The organism is Burkholderia sp. WTPI3 (assembly GCF_021483755.1).
Lineage (GTDB): Bacteria > Pseudomonadota > Gammaproteobacteria > Burkholderiales > Burkholderiaceae > Burkholderia.
In genome coordinates, this window is the sequence record NZ_JAGIXF010000061.1 from 1 (window position 1) to 15,081 (window position 15,081).

Below are 15,081 nucleotides of genomic sequence, written 5' to 3' on the forward strand. Positions count from 1 at the left end.
CGCAGCGGCACCGTACCCGATCCGCTCGTCGCCGATGCCGCGCGCGTGCTCGACGGTGTGGCCGCGTCCGGTGAAGCGGGGCCCGACATGGCGGCGCTGCGCGCACGCGTGGACGGCGCACTGCGCGCCGAGGCCGCCGAGCCGGCCGGCTCGGACACATCGCGCCTGCTTACGCTCGACCGGCTCGATGCACTGCTCGCGGGGTTCGACCGTGCGTTCGCGAACAAGGCGCAGATCGACCTGCCGGTTCCGCCGCCGTCACGGGTCCGCTACGCGTTTCATCGCGACGCGGTGCTCGCGGTTCACAACGGCATGCGCGCATTCATCGCAGTGCTGATCGCCTCGGCGATCTGGATCGTCACCGCGTGGCCGTCGGGCGCCGGCTTCGTCGCGATCACGGCCGTGGTCGGCGCACTGTTCTCGACCCGCCCGAATTCGGCCCGGGCCGCCCTGGGCTTTCTGAAAGGTGCGGCCTGCGCGGCGGTGGCGGGCGTGGTCTGCAACTTCGTCCTGCTGCCCGCGGTGTCGGGCTTCGAGATGCTCGCGTACATCATCGGCGTGTTCATGATCGGCACGGGCCTCGCGCTGCGCCACCCGCGCACCGCCGCGCTCGGCAGCGCGTTCTCGATCTTCTTCTGGAATTTCACGTCGCCGGACAATACCGCCCGCATCGGCGATGCGGCATTCCTGAACGGCGCACTGTCGACGCTGCTCGGCATCGCGTTCGGCGTGCTGGTGTTCGCACTGGTGTTTCCCGGCGATCCGGGCACGAGCCGGCGGCGTCTGCATCGCGCGGTGCGCCGCGATCTGGCCGATATCGCCCGCAACCCGCGCGGCTGGTCGGCTAGCGCGTGGCTGAGCCGCACCGCCGACCGGCTCGGACGCGAGCTCGGGTTCGCGGGCAGCGTGCCGCAGACGCGGATCGAGCGTGACATGCGCGAGCTACTCGCGATCTGGGGAATCGGCGACAGCCTGTTGTCGCTCGCGGAACTGGCGGCGCGGGAGCCGGCGGTGCGCCGTGCGGCGGCCGCGGTGCGCGGCCGTGTCGCGCGGGCGGATTTCGCGCGGCTCGAACGGACTTGCGACGCCGCGGCGCGTGTACTGCAGCGACGCGTGGCCGATATCGACAGCGACGGCGGCCGCGCATTGCTGCGCGGCATCGTGCTGCTGCGACGGATCGCGGATGCCACCGCCGCGCACGGCCATTTCCTGCGTGGACATGACGACTGAACGCGCCGGCCCGGTCAGGTGAGCCGATACGCCGGGCCCGGCGTCATTTCCGCCGGCAGCGGCTCGCGGTTCAGTTCGAGCAGCGTGCGCTCGATCATCCGCGTCATTGCGTCGAGGGCGAGATGGTTGGGCCCGTCGCCGAACGGCTCGGCGATCGCATGCGCAATGGCATCGAGCGCGATCAGCGTATACGCAACGAACACGGCGACGAACGGCGTGGCCGCACCGATCGAATCGACGAGACCGAACGGCAGCAGCACGCAGTATGCATAGATCGTCCGATGCAGCAGCACGTCGTACGAGAACGGGATCGGCGTCGACGCGATGCGCTCGCAGCCGCTCACCATCGACACGAGGTCTTCGAGGCGCGCGTCGAGCATCCACAGCCGCGTATCGGCAAGCTGGCCCGCGTCGGCGCGCGCAGCGAACGCCTCGCGCAGTTCATGCACGATCGCGACCGGCGCGAACCGCGCGGCGGCGATGCGTGCACAGGTATCGTCGTCGAGCAGCGCGCGCAGGTCGTCGAGCGGATCGGTGCCGCGCAACTGGTGCTTCAGCGCATAGACGAACGCGACGACCTTGCGCACGAACGCCTGCCGCGACGCGTCGTCGTCATCGACCGCGCCGTAGCAGAGCGCCTGCGACACCAGCGTGCGCGAGGCGGTCAGCACGCCGCCCCACAGTTGCCGCCCCTCGCGGTAGCGTTCGTAGCTCGCGTTGTTGCGAAACCCCGCGAAGATCGCGAGCGTGAGGCCGATCAGCGTGAACGGCGTCGGGTTCAGCGGCACCTTCTCGCCGAGCACGCGGCCGCCGCCCCAGACCGCGACGAGACTGATCGCGAGCGTCAGCACGAGCTGCGGCAGGATGGTCGGCAGCACCGAACCGTTCCAGACGAGCAGCATGCGCAGCCAGTGCTCGCGAGGCCGAACGATCATCGCGGCGCTCCGTCACGCAGCGATCGACACCGGTGCGGCCGCGCGATGCAGCAGCACGGGCACCGACTTCGACGTCGGCGTGTTGCACACGTCGCCGACGCTGTCGAGCGGCACCAGCGGATTGGTCTCCGGGTAGTACGCGCCGATGCAGCCGCGCGGGATGTCGTATTCGACGAGCAGGAAGCCGTCCGCGCGCCGTTCGATGCCGTCGTGCCACACGGTTTCCATGTCGACCCATTCGCCGGCCTTCAGGCCGAGCATCGCGAGGTCGTCGCGGTTGACGAACACCACCCGGCGCTGGCCGTACACGCCGCGATAGCGGTCATCGAGCCCGTAGACGGTCGTGTTGTACTGGTCGTGCGAGCGCGTCGTCATCAGCGTCATCAGGCGCTCGCCGTGCAGCGCGCGGGCGCGCTGGATCGGCGTGTCGGTCGGCAGCGCATGCGCGATGAAGTTCGCCTTGCCCGTCGGCGTCAGCCATTCGCGGTCGCGCGAGGCGACGCGCAGGTGGAAGCCGCCGGGCCGCGCGATGCGCGTGTTGTAGTCGTAGAAACCGTCGATGGTCGCCTCGATCGCGTCGCGGATCTTCGCGTAGTCGTCCTTGTACGCAAGCCAGTCGATCTTGCCGCTGCCGAACAGCGCATGGCCCATGTGCGCGACGATCGCCGGTTCCGACATCAGGTTTGCGGAAGCGGGCTTGTTCATCCCGTACGACACGTGGACCATGCTCATCGAGTCCTCGACCGTCACGCCTTGCGGCACGTTGTCCTGCAGGTCGATCTCGGTGCGGCCGAGCGTCGGCAGGATCAGCGCGTCGTGGCCGTGGATCAGGTGGCTGCGGTTCAGCTTCGTCGTGATGTGCACCGAGAGATCGCAGCGGCGCATGCCTTCCCACGTGCGCGGCGTGTCCGGCGTCGCCATCGCGAAGTTGCCGCCGAGGCCGATCAGCACCTTCACGTGGCCGGCGAGCATTCCTTCGATCGTCTCGACGACGTCGTAGCCGTGGTGGCGGGGCGGTTCGAACTCGAACACCTGGCCGAGCCGGTCGAGGAACGCCTGCGACGGCTTTTCCTCGATGCCGACCGTGCGGTTGCCCTGCACGTTCGAGTGGCCGCGCACCGGGCACAGGCCCGCGCCCGGGCGGCCGATGTTGCCGCGCATCAGCATCAGGTTGGTCAGCATCTGCACGGTCGCAACCGAATGCTTGTGCTGCGTGATGCCCATCCCCCACGTCGCGATCACGCGCTCGCTGCGCGCATAGAGCTGCGCGAGGCCGTCGATCTGCTCGTACGGCACGCCGCTTTCGGCGGTCAGCGCCGACCAGCTTTCGTTGCGCAGATCGTCGGCGAACGCGTCGAAACCGGCCGTGTGCTCGCCGATGAACGCGGTGTCGAGCACGCGCGGCGCACCGGCGGCGCGCGCGGCATCGTCGAGTTCGAGCACGCGCTTGGCCATCCCCTTGATCAGCGCGAAATCGCCGCCGATCGTCGGCTGGATGAACCTTGACGCGATCTGCGTGCCGGACATCGTCAGCATTTCGAGCGGGCTTTGCGGATCGGCGAAGCGCTCCAGCCCGCGTTCCTTCAGCGGGTTGATCGACACGATCGTCGCGCCGCGTTTCGCGCATTCGCGCAGTTCGCCCATCATCCGCGGATGGTTGGTCGCCGGGTTCTGGCCGAAGATCAGCAGCGTGTCCGCGTGTTCGAAATCGTCGAGCGTGACGGTGCCCTTGCCGACGCCGACCGATGCCGGCAGCCCGCGGCTCGTCGCCTCGTGGCACATGTTCGAGCAGTCGGGGAAGTTGTTCGTGCCATACAGGCGCACCAGCAACTGGTACAGGAACGCGGCCTCGTTGCTCGCGCGGCCGGACGTGTAGAACGCGGCCTGGTTCGGGTCCGGCAGCGCGCGCAGGTGGCGCGCGATCAGCTCGAACGCGTCGTCCCACGCGATCGGCACATAGCGGTCGGTCTGTGCGTCGTACACCATCGGGTCGGTCAGGCGGCCGTGCTGCTCGAGCTCGAAATCCGTCTGTTCGAGCAGTTCGGTGACCGTGTGCGCGGCAAAGAATTCGGGTGTCACGCGCTTGCTCGTCGCTTCGGCGGCCACGGCCTTCACGCCGTTCTCGCAGAATTCGAACGTCGACGCGTGCTGGCGGTCGGGCCATGCGCAGCCCGGGCAGTCGAAGCCGTCGGGCTGGTTCTGGCGCAGCAGCGTGCGGTAGTTGCCGCCGGTGACCTTTTCCTTGATCAGGTTGATCGCGACGGCTTTCAGCGCGCCCCAGCCGGCAGCCGGGTGGTGATACGGTTCGATGCGCGCGGCGGCGGATTTCTTTTTCATGATGCGTGTGTCAGGGTCGATGCACGGAGAGTACGCGCGGCGCTGCGGCCGCTGTGTGTACACCTCTTCACTTCAAAAAAGAGTACAGTTGCGACGATTCAGGCAGTGCGGAGCGCAACTGTGTTGTTGACGGGAAGTTGAAAGGGAGGCGCGTGAAGCGTTACGAACAACTGGCCGACGAGCTGCAGGCGCAGATCGACCGCGGCGTGTACCGGCCCGGCGAGCGGATTCCGTCGGTGCGGCAGGCGGGCCGGCAGCAGCAGCTCAGCGTCACGACCGTGCTGCGCGCGTACCTCGTGCTGGAGAGCCGCGGGCTGCTGGAGAGTCGTCCGCAGTCCGGCTACTTCGTGAGCCTGCGCCGCGACGACGGCCATGCGCCGAGCTGCGCACGTCCGCGCCGGCCGCGGATTCGTCGTCGGTCGATGTGAGCCGGCTCGTGCTGTCGACGCTGCGCTCGATCGGCGCGGACGACGCGGTGCCGCTCGGCTCGCCGTATCCGGACGCGTCGCAGTTTCCGGTGCAGCGTCTCGCGCGTTACGCGCAGGCGATCGGGCGCCGCCGCACGCGCTGGGGCGTGATCGACGACCTGCCGCCGGGAAACCAGGAACTGATCCGCCAGATCGCGCGGCGCTACGCGGAGCGCGGGATCGCGATCGAGCCGGGCGAGATCGTGATGACGATCGGCGCGACCGAAGCGATCAACCTGTGCCTGCAGGCCGTCGCGCGGCCGGGCGACACGATCGCTGTCGAGTCGCCGACGTTCTACGCGATGCTGCACGCGATCGAGCGGATGGGCATGCGCGCGCTCGAGGTGGCGACGCACCCGGGCGACGGCATCGATCTCGACGCGCTCGAACGGATTCTCGAGCGCGAGCGCATCGCAGCGTGCATGGTGATGCCCAATTTCCAGAATCCGCTCGGCTTCCAGATGCCCGACGAACGCAAGCGCGCGCTCGTCGAGTTGCTCGCGAAGCACGGCGTGCCCGCGATCGAGAGCGACGTCTATCACGAGCTGCATTTCGGCGATACGACGCCGAGTGCGCTGAAGTCGTACGACCGCGACGGGCTCGTGCTGCATTGCGCGTCGTTTACGAAGAGCCTGTCGCCGCGCTACCGGATCGGCTGGGCGATGCCCGGCCGTTACCGCGACCAGGTCGAGAAGCTGAAATTCCTGAACACGCTTGCGACACCGGCGATCGAGCAGCTCGCGATCGCCGAATACCTGAAGTACGACGGTTACGATTTCCACCTGCGCCGGATGCGCAAGCAGTATGCGCAGCAGGCGAGCCTGATGAGCGCGATGGTGCGGCGTTTCTTCCCGGAAGGCACGCGGCTGTCGCAGCCGCAGGGCGGCTACGTGCTGTGGGTCGAGCTGCCGCCGCAGGTCGACGCGATGAAGCTGTACGCGCTCGCACTTGCGCAGCGGATCACGGTCGGGCCCGGTCACATGTTCTCGGCGACGAACGATTACCGGCATTTCATCCGCCTCAACTACAGCTATCCGTGGTCGCGGCAGATCGAGGACGCGTTGAAGGTGCTCGGGCGGCTCGCGTCGGAGTGCGCGGGACGGTGAGCGGCGCGACGGTGGCCGGCGGCGGCCCGCTGCAGGCCGCCGCCGGCACGCATCACGCTGCGCGCTGCAGTTCGCGCTGCGCGGCGCCGGCCATGCTGCGCATGTCGAAGCCCGACGGGTGCTGGTACACGCGCAGCCCGAATTCCGGCAGCACCGCGATCAGGTGATCGAACAGGTCGGACTGGATCGCCTCGTAGTCGACCCACGTCGTCGTGTCGGTGAAGCAGTACAGCTCGAGCGGAATGCCTTCCGCCGTCGGCGGCAGTTGCCGCGCCATGCACGTCATGTCGCGACGGATCCGCGGATGCCCCTTCAGGTAGTTCGCGACATACGCGCGGAACGTGCCGAGATTCGTCAGTTGACGTCGATTCGCCGGGCATTCGCCGGCCGCGCCGAGCGTGCCGTTCCATTGCGAGATCGCGTCGACCTTGTCTTCCAGGTAGTCCCTCAGCAGCGTCAGGCGTTCGAGCCGCTCGATCTCGTCGTTGTCGAGAAAGCGCACGCTCGTCGCGTCGACGAACAGCGCGCGCTTGATGCGGCGTCCGCCGGCTTCGGTCATCCCGCGCCAGTTCTGGTAGCTCTCGGTGATCAGCTTCCACGTCGGCACCGTGATGATCGTGTGATCGAAGTTCGCGACCTTGACGGTGTTCAGCGTGATGTCGATGACGGTGCCGTCCGCGCCGGCCGACGGCATCGTGATCCAGTCGCCGATCCGCAGCATGTCGTTCGACGACAGCTGCACGCCCGCGACGAGGCCGAGCAGCGTGTCCTTGAAGATCAGCATCAGCACGGCCGACATCGCGCCGATGCCCGACAGCAGCAGGCCGATCTGCTTGCCGGTCGCGTCGCCGATCACGACGAGCGCGGCCGTGATGAACATCACGAGCTTGACGAGCTGCATCGCGCCTTTCAGCGACAGCCGCGGCTGGTCGCGCTGGCTTGTGCGATGCGCGTGTTCGAGCGCGGACAGCGTCGCGCTGATCGTCATCGACACGAGGAACACGATCAGCGCGAACAGCACCTTGTCGGCCGCCTGCGCGGCCGTGGCCGGGATGCCGGGCACCGCGCCGAGCCCGAGCTTGATCACGACGAACGGGACGATGCGGTTCAGCCACTTGAACGCGCCGAACTGGAACAGCGCGTCGTCGATGCGGGTGGCCGACAGCCCTGCGATGCGCGCGACCACGCGAAACAGCAGGAAATGAACGGCGGCGGTGATCGCGCCGGCGGCGGCGATGAGGATGAGGGTGCCGACGAGCGGCGCAAACCAGGATTCGTTCAGGGTCATAGGGGCAGCTTGGATCCTTCTCGTGCATTGAATCGGCGCCGCGACGCGGCGCGTGCCCGGTGAAGGGCACATGAAAGGGACCGTGATTGTGCCATCGGGTTCCGGACATGTGCCGCGAATGCGCCGCACGGCTCCCGAAGATCCTCACCGTGGCGCGGGCATCCTTCGGACGCGCGCCGCGCAACATACTGTGTACTTGCCACGGGATGCCAGCTCGGGGCACGATGCGCGAACGACTTCGCGAACCGCGTTTTCACGTCGTTCACGGCGCTCGCACAACCAATGCAACCAACGCAATCTACGCATTTCACGCATTTCACGCATGCAAGATTCCAACGAAAGCCGGCCGCCCGGGCTGCGGCTGCTGAAGGGCATTCTTCCGGTCCACCGCGCGACGGCGATCCGCGACGTCTTCGCGGGCATGTCGCTTGCGTCGATGGATATTCCGCAGGTGCTGGGCTATGCGCGCATTGCCGGCATGCCGGCCGTGACGGGTCTCTATACGGTGTTCCTGCCGCTCATCGCGTTCGCGTGCTTCGGCGCATCGCGCCATCTGGTGGTTGCCGCCGATTCCGCGACCGCGACGATCTTCGCGAGCCGCCTGTCGTCGATGGCGCCCGCCGGCAGCGCCGAATATGTGGCGCTGGCCGGCATGGTCGCACTGCTGACTGCCGCGATGCTGCTGCTCGCGCGCATCTTCAAGCTCGGCTTTCTCGCCGATTTTCTGTCGCGCACGGTGCTGGTCGGCTTTCTCGCGGGCGTCGGCGTGCAGGTGTCGATCGCGATGCTCGGCGACATGCTCGGCCTGGCCGTGCCGTATCCGGCGTCGCGCAGCGTCGCCCAGCTCGACTACGTGATCACGCATGCGGCCCATGCGCATCGGCCGACGCTCGCGCTGGCCGTGCTCGTCGTCGTCGCGATTCTCGCGTGCAAGCGGTTCCTGCCGCGCGTGCCGATGCCAATGATCGCGGTCGCGGGCAGCATCGCCGCGAGCTATGCATTCGGCTTTTCCGCACACGGCATCGAGGTGCTCGGGCCGGTCGCGGGCGGGTTGCCGCCGCTGCGCTGGCCGTCCGTCACATGGCAGCAGTTCCTCGATCTCGTGCCGGTCGCCGCGTCGTGCTTCGTGATGATCATCGCGCAGAGCGCGGCGGCGGCGCGCGTGTTCGCGCAGCAGTACGGCGAGGACGTCGACACCAACGCCGACATCCTCGGGCTCGCGGCCGCGAACGCGGCGGCGGCGGTTGGGGGCGCGTTCGTCGTCAACGGCAGTCCGACGCAGACCGCGATGGCCGACGGCGCGGGCGTGCGCAGCCAGATCGGGCACCTGACGTTCGCGGCGGTCGTCGCGGTGGTCCTGCTGTTCCTGAGCGCGTATTTGCAGTACCTGCCGCATGCGGTGCTGGCCGGCATCGTGTTCACGATCGCGCTCGGGCTGATCAACGTGCGCAGCCTCGCGGCGATCCGCAAGGAAAGCCCCGGTGAATTCACGCTCGCGCTCGTCACCGCCGTGGCTGTCGTGACGGTCGGCGTCGAGCACGGCATCCTGCTGGCCGTCGCGTTGTCGCTGATGAGGCACGTACGGCACAGCTACCAGCCGCATACGATGGTGCTCGAAGCCGCGCAAGGCAACGGGCGCTGGCAGCCGGTGCCGTCGCGGCCAGGCGCGATGACGGCGCCCGGGCTGATCGTCTACCGGTTCGGCTCCGACCTGTTCTTCGCGAACGACCATCTGTTCGCCGCCGAAGTGACCGCGCTCGTCGACGCGGCGCCCGCGCCGCTGCGCTGGTTCATCGTCGATGCGGGGGCCATCACCGATCTCGACTACTCGGCCGCGCGCACGGTGACCGATCTCGTCAAGGCGCTGCACGATCGCCGCATCGGCGTGCTGTTCGGGCGCGTGAACCGCTATCTGCACGCCGATATGGCGCGTCACCGGATCACGGAGATCGTCGGGGCGTCGTGCATCTTCCCGACGCTGCACCAGGCGCTGGAGGCCGCGGGCGTGGCGGCGACGCCGCAGGAGCCGGGCGTGGTGTAGCACGCAGTTCGAAGCGCCAACAGCTTGCTAGGCGGCTGCGCGCAGACGCGAGAAGCCGTTGCGCAGGTGACGGGCCAGCTCGGCGGCGGCCGGCGTGTGCTGGCCGCGCGGCAGATGGAGGTTGATCGCGAAGTTCGGCAGCGCGGGCAGGCCGCTGCCGGCCGGCAGGATGTCGAGATCGGCCGGCACGGTGGATGCGAGCCAGGCGGTCACCGCGAGATCGGCGCGCACGGTCGCGGCCGTCGCGTCGAGGCTGCCGTTCTCGAACAGCGTGCGCCATTCGCGATCGCATTCCCGCAGCGCGTCGAGCACGGTCGGGCGGAACGCGCAGGTTGGCGCGACCATCGACACCGGCAGCGGCGTGCGCCGATACGCGGCGCCGCCTTTCGCTCCGACCCACACCAGACGATCGACGGCGATACATTCGCCGCCCGGTTGCCCGACCGGCGTCTCGATCAGCGCGACATCGATCTCGCCTTGCCTGAGTGCGCGGCGCAGTTCCGGCGACGCCGCGCACACGAGCGACAGCGCGACTTGCGGATGCGCTTGCGCATAGCCTTTCAGGATCGGCGCGAGGCAGCTGCCGACGAGATCCTGCGGTGCGCCGACGCGCACCGTTCCGTCCATTGCACCGGCCGTCATGTCGGCCAGCAGCGCGTCATGCGCGGCGAGCAGCCGGCGCGCCTGCCCGAGCAGCCGCTCGCCATCCGCCGTGAGCCGCAGGTTGCGATGCTCGCGCACGAACAGCGGGCTGCACAGTGTTTCGAGTCGCGCGACCTGCTGACTGACCGCGCCTTGCGTCAGGTGCAACGCGTGGCTCGCCGCCGTCATGCTGCCGTGATCGGCGACGGTGACGAAGGCGCGAAGCAGGGCGATGTCGAGGTTGCGTACCATGTGTCGCATTATGAATGCTAATCACAGATATAAAAATCTTTCGCTGTTGTAATGCTTCGGGCGCGGGTAAAAACGGGGTTTCGACGACGATGACCGGGAGCCCTCGTGCTGCTTCGCGACTACCTGCCGCTGATGCTTTTCGTGATCGTATCCACTGGGACGCCCGGCGGCGCGACGACGCTTGCGACCGTGTCGGGCGCGCATTTCGGCTACCGGCGTTCGTTGCCGATGATGGCGGGCATCGCGGCCGGCCTTGCGTCGATGGCGGCCGCGGCGGCGGCCGGGCTCGGCTGCGTATTGCTGGCGCTGCCCGCGCTGCAGCTCGCGATGAAGGTGCTCGGCTCGTTGTATCTGCTGTGGCTGGCCGTGCGCATCGGGCGCGGCGGCAAGCCCGGCCTCGACACCGCCGTGCAGCGGCCGCAGCGGTTCGTCAGCGGCGTGTGGATGCTGTGGCACAACCCGAAAGGCTGGGTGATGACGCTCGGCGCGGCCGCGTCGTTCGCCGCGCTCGCGTCCGGCCCGGTGAGGCTAGGCGCATTGCTCGGGGTCGCGTTCGGCGTGGCCGCGATGGCGTCGCTGTCGCTCTGGTGTTGCGCCGGGTTGCTGTTCGCACGCGTGCTGCACACCGAGTGGCAGTGGCGTTGCGTGAATGCCGGGCTGGGGCTGTTGCTGGCGGCGTCGATCGTGCCGATGTGGCTGCCGTAGCGGGGCGCGCGCGACGCGCAATCCCGGCGCTCAGCGCGAACCGGCTCGCACGTTGCGCGTGTGCGTTCCGCCCGCGCCGCTCGACCATAGCGGCAATCGAAGCGTCGTGACGAAGCTCGCCGCATGCAGCGCGCAAAGCAGCCCGAACGCCCACGCGTACGCGGCGCCATGCGTGCCGCCGGTCGACATCGATTCCACGTGCAGCCGCCACGCGAGAAACAGCGTGCACATCGTCGTAAACGTCGGGCCGCCGAGCCGCTGGACGATATTGAGCGACGTCGTCGCCATCGGCAGGTTGCGCCGGTCTACCGACGCATACGCGGCGGAAATCGACGGCGCGCCGATCGCGCTCTGGCCCATCCCGCGCAGAAACAGCGCGGGCACGAGCACGTAAGGATCGTAGCCGGTCAGCGCGAGATACACGAACGGCAGCGTCGCGAAGAGTGCAAGCATCGCGCCGGCGGCGGCGAGCCGGCGCACGCCGAACCGGCTCGTGAGCGCGCCCATCGACGGATAGGTGACGAGCATCCCGAGCCCGAGCGGCGCGAGCAGCCACCCCATCTCGCCGGGCGAGCGGCCGCATGCCTCGATCAGGAACACCGGAATCAGCATCTGGCCCGCGTAGATCGTGCCGTTCGACAGAAACTGCGTGCCGGCCGCCGCACCGAACACGCGCGAGCGAAACAGCGCGAGGTCGATCAGCGCGTGCTCGCCCTTGCGTCGTTCGACGCGCAGGAACATCGCGAGCAGCAGCGCCGAGCATGCGATCGCCGCGATGCCGGGTGCGGCGTCGATCCGCTCGGCGCCGTACAGGAACAGCACGAGCGCCGGCGACAGCAGCGCAAGGCCGACCCAGTCGAGCTCTCGCCGTTGCGTTTGCTCGCGGTCGCCGGGCAGGAACCATACGGCCAGTGCGAGCGCCAGCGCGCCGACCGGCAGATTCACGAGAAAGAGCCAGCGCCACGACGCGTGCTGCAGAATCGCGCCGGCGACGACGGGGCCCAGGATAGGCGCGATCAGGACGGGCACCGCCGCATAGCCGATCACGCGCGCCATCTGCTGGCCGGCGACGCGCGCGATCATCATCTGCGCCATCGGCGCGAGCAGCCCGCCGCTGACACCTTGCAGCACGCGAAACCCGATCAGCGACGGCGCCGACCACGCGAGCCCGCACAGCGCCGACGTCAGCGTGAACGCGGAGAAACACCACAGGTACAACGCTTTCGCGCCGATACGATCGACCAGCCAGCCGTTCAGCGGCAGCACCAGCGTGAGTGCGAGCAGGTAGCCGCTCGTGACCCACTGGATCGTCGACAGGCTCGCCTGCAGGTCGGTCGCGAGGCTCGACAGCGACACGTTGACGATCGTTGCGTCGAGTTGCGACAGCAGCGAGCCGAGCGTCGCGACCGCGCTGACCTTCCAGATCGACGGAGCGAGCCGGCCGGTCGCGCGGCCCGTTGACGGCAGCGCGCGCGGGGCGCTCACGCGCCGCGCCGGTCGAGCAGCGCGAGGATGTCTTGCGTCGAGCCCGTTTCGCCGAGGCGCGGGAACAGGCGTTCGACGCTGTTCGTGTGCGCATCCGCGTTCAGGTCGGTCATCGCGTCGACAGCGAGCGTCACGTTGTAGCCGAGTTCGTGCGCCTGGCGTGCGGTCGATTCGACGCCGATGCTGGTCGCGATCCCGGTCAGCACGATCTGCGTGACGCCGGCCGCCTTCAGGTGCGCGTCGAGACCGGTGCCGGTAAACGCGCCCCAGGTTTTCTTCGTGACGACGTGGTCGCCGGGCTGGCGGTCCAGTTCGGGGATCAGGTCGGCCCAGTCGGCCGGGAACGGATCCTTGCGCGGCGGTTGCTGCGTGCGGCCCGGTGCGCCGCCGGCGACGTTGACGAGTACGACCGGCAGGCCGCGGCGGCGGAATGCGTCGAGCAACGTGCGCGTGTGTTCGATCACCGGGGCGACCGGATGGGCAGTCGGCAGCGCAACGATGCCTTTTTGCAGGTCGATGACGACGAGCGCCGTGTTCGTGTCGAGGCGGGTGGTGCTCATGAGACGGATGCTCCGTGAGTGGGGCGAAGGAAAGCATGCACGCGGATGCCGCGCCGCACGCGGGCGGGGATTACGGCTCGCCGATGCGTCGGATCAGCGGGATCGCGGCGGCGAGCGTACGGATGTCTTCGGGGTCGAGCTTCCCGATCGCGGCGCCGAGCCACTTGTGCTTTGCGGTATCGCGCTTGCGCCGCGCTTCGACGCCGGCCGCGGTCAGCAGGAACAGGATCTGGCGGCCGTCGGTGGGATGCGGTTCACGTTCGACGAGACCGTCTTCCTCGAGGCTCGCGAGAATCGCCTTCATCGACTGCGGCTTCATTGCTTCAGCGCGGGCGAGATCGGCGGTCGTCATCGGGCCCTGTCGCTCGAGTCGCGCGAGCGCGCTCGTCTGCGACATGCCGAGCCCTTCGGACTCGATCTCGGAGCGCAGCCGGCGAATAAGCTGACCGACCGCGAGGGTCAGATCTGCGGCGACGGCTTCGGCGGAAACGCCGGGCATGCGGGGAGGGTTCATGCGGCGGATCATAGAACACGACAGTTAAACTTGCAAGTTTAACTGTCGAATTGAAAGGTGGTCGCGGTGCGCGGTGCGCGGTGCGTCGGCGACCGGGCGGGACGAACCGCGCATCGCGGCGGTTCGATCGGCACGACGTCGTTGTAGCGCGGCGAGGCGTTCTCGTGCACCAGATCGCCGAGATATTGCGCGAGTTCGTCTGCGGCGATTGCGGACGGAATTTGCAGGTGGGCCGGCCGCCGCTTGCCCTCGGCGCCGAGATCGAACACGGCCCGGCGGTCGTTCTCACGCACGACGGCGAGCAGGCGTCCGAACGCGTTGAAACGGTACTCGTGCTGCCTCGTCGCGCTCCTTCGTGACGAATGTGCCGGCTGCGTGCGCGGCTTTACCGGATCGAGCAGGTCAGCCAGCGATGAATCTTCAGCGCATCGCTCGACACGCCGGCGCGCGTCGGCGCGCCGAGCAGCACGATGGTTTCGCGGCGGCCCTTCACGTGCATGCGCATCACGACGCCGTGCCCCGATTCGTTGATGAAGCCGGTTTTCTGCAGCCGGATCGGCAGGCGGCCGTAGCGGACGAGCGGATCGGAATTCACGTACAGCAGTTCGCCGTCCCCGGGCTGCACGGTCGTCGACGTGTCCGTCGAGAAATAGCGGATCAGCGGATCCTGTGCGGCGGCGCCCACGAGCCGCGCGAGATCCTCGGCCGTCGACACGTTGTGCGGCGACAGGCCGGTCGGCTCGCGGAAGTGCGTATGGCGCATTCCGAGCCGGCGAGCTTCGCGGTTCATCGCCTTCACGAACGCGGCGCGTCCGCCCGGATAGTCGCGGCTCAGCGCAGCCGCCGCGCGGTTTTCCGACGACATCAGCGCGATATGGAACATCTCGCGGCGCGACAGTTCGGCGCCGATCGGCAACCGGGAACCCGTGAACTTGATCGTGTCGCGGTCGCGCGCGGTGACGCGCAGCACGCCGTTCAACGGACGATCCGCGTCGCGCGCGACGACGGCGGTCATCAGCTTCGAGATCGATGCGATCGGCCGCACGGTGCGTGCGTTGTGCGCCAGCAGCGGTGTGCCGGAGTCGACGTCGAGCACGTAGGCTGCGCGTGAATACAGCGAGCGCACCGCGCGCGGACTGTAGCCGCAACTCGCGAGCAGGTGCGGTGTTGCGGCCGGGCGCGCACGAACCGCGCTCGTGCGTCTCGCGCGCCGGTGTTGCGGCGCGGGTGCGGCGTGATGCTTGACCGCATGATGCTTCGCGCGCGGGCTGCGGTGCTTGACGGTCTTGTGCTTGCGGTGGGCGGGTTTCTTCTTGACGACTTGCGCATGCGCGTGGGGCGACGCGGTGCGATGTGGTTGCGCGCGCTGCGCGGACGCGCTCGTCGCGAACGCGAGTGTCAGGAACGAGAGGGCGACGATGAGGGAAGTCCGGGTGCGGGGCAGGCGCGCGATGAGGCCGGTCAAGCGAAAGTCTCCTTTTCACGCGCGTTGCGGCGGCGCGAAATGCGTGGGCGGTCA

11 protein-coding genes and 2 pseudogenes are annotated in these 15,081 nt (G+C 68.5%); 4 read left to right on the forward strand and 9 right to left on the reverse strand.

The window, feature by feature from the left end; all coding sequences use genetic code 11:
• A partial coding sequence (locus J7024_RS26570; RefSeq protein WP_234745605.1) for an FUSC family protein occupies nucleotides 1-1,230 on the forward strand: 1,230 nt, incomplete at its 5' end.
• A gap of 14 nt (nucleotides 1,231-1,244) precedes the next feature.
• Here J7024_RS26570 and J7024_RS26575 read toward each other — a convergent pair.
• Both J7024_RS26575 and J7024_RS26580 read right to left on the reverse strand, forming a co-directional pair.
• Nucleotides 1,245-2,165 (reverse strand): bestrophin family protein, encoded by a 921-nt coding sequence (locus J7024_RS26575; protein ID WP_124828279.1) that lies wholly within the window; start codon nucleotides 2,163-2,165, stop codon nucleotides 1,245-1,247.
• A 12-nt stretch (nucleotides 2,166-2,177) separates the two neighbouring features.
• Nucleotides 2,178-4,502, reverse strand: a complete 2,325-nt coding sequence (locus J7024_RS26580) for an FdhF/YdeP family oxidoreductase (protein ID WP_175786469.1) — start codon at nucleotides 4,500-4,502, stop codon at nucleotides 2,178-2,180.
• A 152-nt stretch (nucleotides 4,503-4,654) separates the two neighbouring features.
• On the opposite strand from J7024_RS26580, the pseudogene J7024_RS26585 reads away from it, so the two are divergent.
• A pseudogene (locus J7024_RS26585) lies at nucleotides 4,655-6,075 on the forward strand (aminotransferase-like domain-containing protein).
• A gap of 52 nt (nucleotides 6,076-6,127) precedes the next feature.
• On the opposite strand, the gene J7024_RS26590 reads toward J7024_RS26585, so the two are convergent.
• Nucleotides 6,128-7,363, reverse strand: a complete 1,236-nt coding sequence (locus J7024_RS26590) for a mechanosensitive ion channel family protein (protein ID WP_124828275.1) — start codon at nucleotides 7,361-7,363, stop codon at nucleotides 6,128-6,130.
• A gap of 322 nt (nucleotides 7,364-7,685) precedes the next feature.
• On the opposite strand from J7024_RS26590, the gene J7024_RS26595 reads away from it, so the two are divergent.
• Nucleotides 7,686-9,404: a SulP family inorganic anion transporter gene (locus J7024_RS26595; RefSeq protein ID WP_124828274.1), complete on the forward strand. Its 1,719-nt coding sequence runs from the start codon at nucleotides 7,686-7,688 to the stop codon at nucleotides 9,402-9,404.
• A gap of 27 nt (nucleotides 9,405-9,431) precedes the next feature.
• On the opposite strand, the gene J7024_RS26600 is transcribed toward J7024_RS26595, so the two are convergent.
• Nucleotides 9,432-10,307 (reverse strand): LysR substrate-binding domain-containing protein, encoded by an 876-nt coding sequence (locus J7024_RS26600; protein WP_124828273.1) that lies wholly within the window; start codon nucleotides 10,305-10,307, stop codon nucleotides 9,432-9,434.
• Between the two features lie 96 nt (nucleotides 10,308-10,403).
• On the opposite strand from J7024_RS26600, the gene J7024_RS26605 reads away from it, so the two are divergent.
• Nucleotides 10,404-11,003, forward strand: coding sequence for a LysE family translocator (locus J7024_RS26605; RefSeq protein WP_175750424.1), 600 nt, complete (start codon nucleotides 10,404-10,406; stop codon nucleotides 11,001-11,003).
• A 30-nt stretch (nucleotides 11,004-11,033) separates the two neighbouring features.
• Here the strand turns inward: J7024_RS26605 and J7024_RS26610 are convergent, their stop codons facing one another.
• The 5 genes and pseudogenes from J7024_RS26610 to J7024_RS26630 form a co-directional block, all read right to left on the reverse strand.
• Complete coding sequence (locus J7024_RS26610) at nucleotides 11,034-12,488, reverse strand: DHA2 family efflux MFS transporter permease subunit (protein WP_175750425.1); 1,455 nt, start codon at nucleotides 12,486-12,488, stop codon at nucleotides 11,034-11,036.
• Nucleotides 12,485-13,048 carry a cysteine hydrolase family protein gene (locus J7024_RS26615; RefSeq protein ID WP_124828270.1) on the reverse strand — a complete coding sequence of 188 codons (564 nt, stop codon included), beginning with the start codon at nucleotides 13,046-13,048 and terminating at the stop codon, nucleotides 12,485-12,487. The genes J7024_RS26610 and J7024_RS26615 overlap by 4 nt, the downstream gene beginning before the upstream one ends.
• A 70-nt stretch (nucleotides 13,049-13,118) precedes the next feature.
• Nucleotides 13,119-13,574: a MarR family winged helix-turn-helix transcriptional regulator gene (locus J7024_RS26620; RefSeq protein ID WP_124828269.1), complete on the reverse strand. Its 456-nt coding sequence runs from the start codon at nucleotides 13,572-13,574 to the stop codon at nucleotides 13,119-13,121.
• A gap of 26 nt (nucleotides 13,575-13,600) precedes the next feature.
• Nucleotides 13,601-13,900: pseudogene (locus tag J7024_RS26625) on the reverse strand (DUF7661 family protein); the annotation flags it as partial.
• A gap of 47 nt (nucleotides 13,901-13,947) precedes the next feature.
• Nucleotides 13,948-15,027 (reverse strand): serine hydrolase, encoded by a 1,080-nt coding sequence (locus J7024_RS26630; protein ID WP_124828268.1) that lies wholly within the window; start codon nucleotides 15,025-15,027, stop codon nucleotides 13,948-13,950.
• Nucleotides 15,028-15,081 lie beyond the last annotated feature (54 nt).

Bases quoted from the DNA above. Each gene is read 5' to 3' on its own strand.
- J7024_RS26575 (WP_124828279.1), bottom strand. From the start codon at position 2,165: ATGATCGTTCGGCCTCGCGAGCACTGGCTGCGCATGCTGCTCGTCTGG.
- J7024_RS26580 (WP_175786469.1), bottom strand. From the start codon at position 4,502: ATGAAAAAGAAATCCGCCGCCGCGCGCATCGAACCGTATCACCACCCG.
- J7024_RS26590 (WP_124828275.1), bottom strand. From the start codon at position 7,363: ATGACCCTGAACGAATCCTGGTTTGCGCCGCTCGTCGGCACCCTCATC.
- J7024_RS26595 (WP_124828274.1), top strand. From the start codon at position 7,686: ATGCAAGATTCCAACGAAAGCCGGCCGCCCGGGCTGCGGCTGCTGAAG.
- J7024_RS26600 (WP_124828273.1), bottom strand. From the start codon at position 10,307: ATGCGACACATGGTACGCAACCTCGACATCGCCCTGCTTCGCGCCTTC.
- J7024_RS26615 (WP_124828270.1), bottom strand. From the start codon at position 13,048: ATGAGCACCACCCGCCTCGACACGAACACGGCGCTCGTCGTCATCGAC.
- J7024_RS26620 (WP_124828269.1), bottom strand. From the start codon at position 13,574: ATGATCCGCCGCATGAACCCTCCCCGCATGCCCGGCGTTTCCGCCGAA.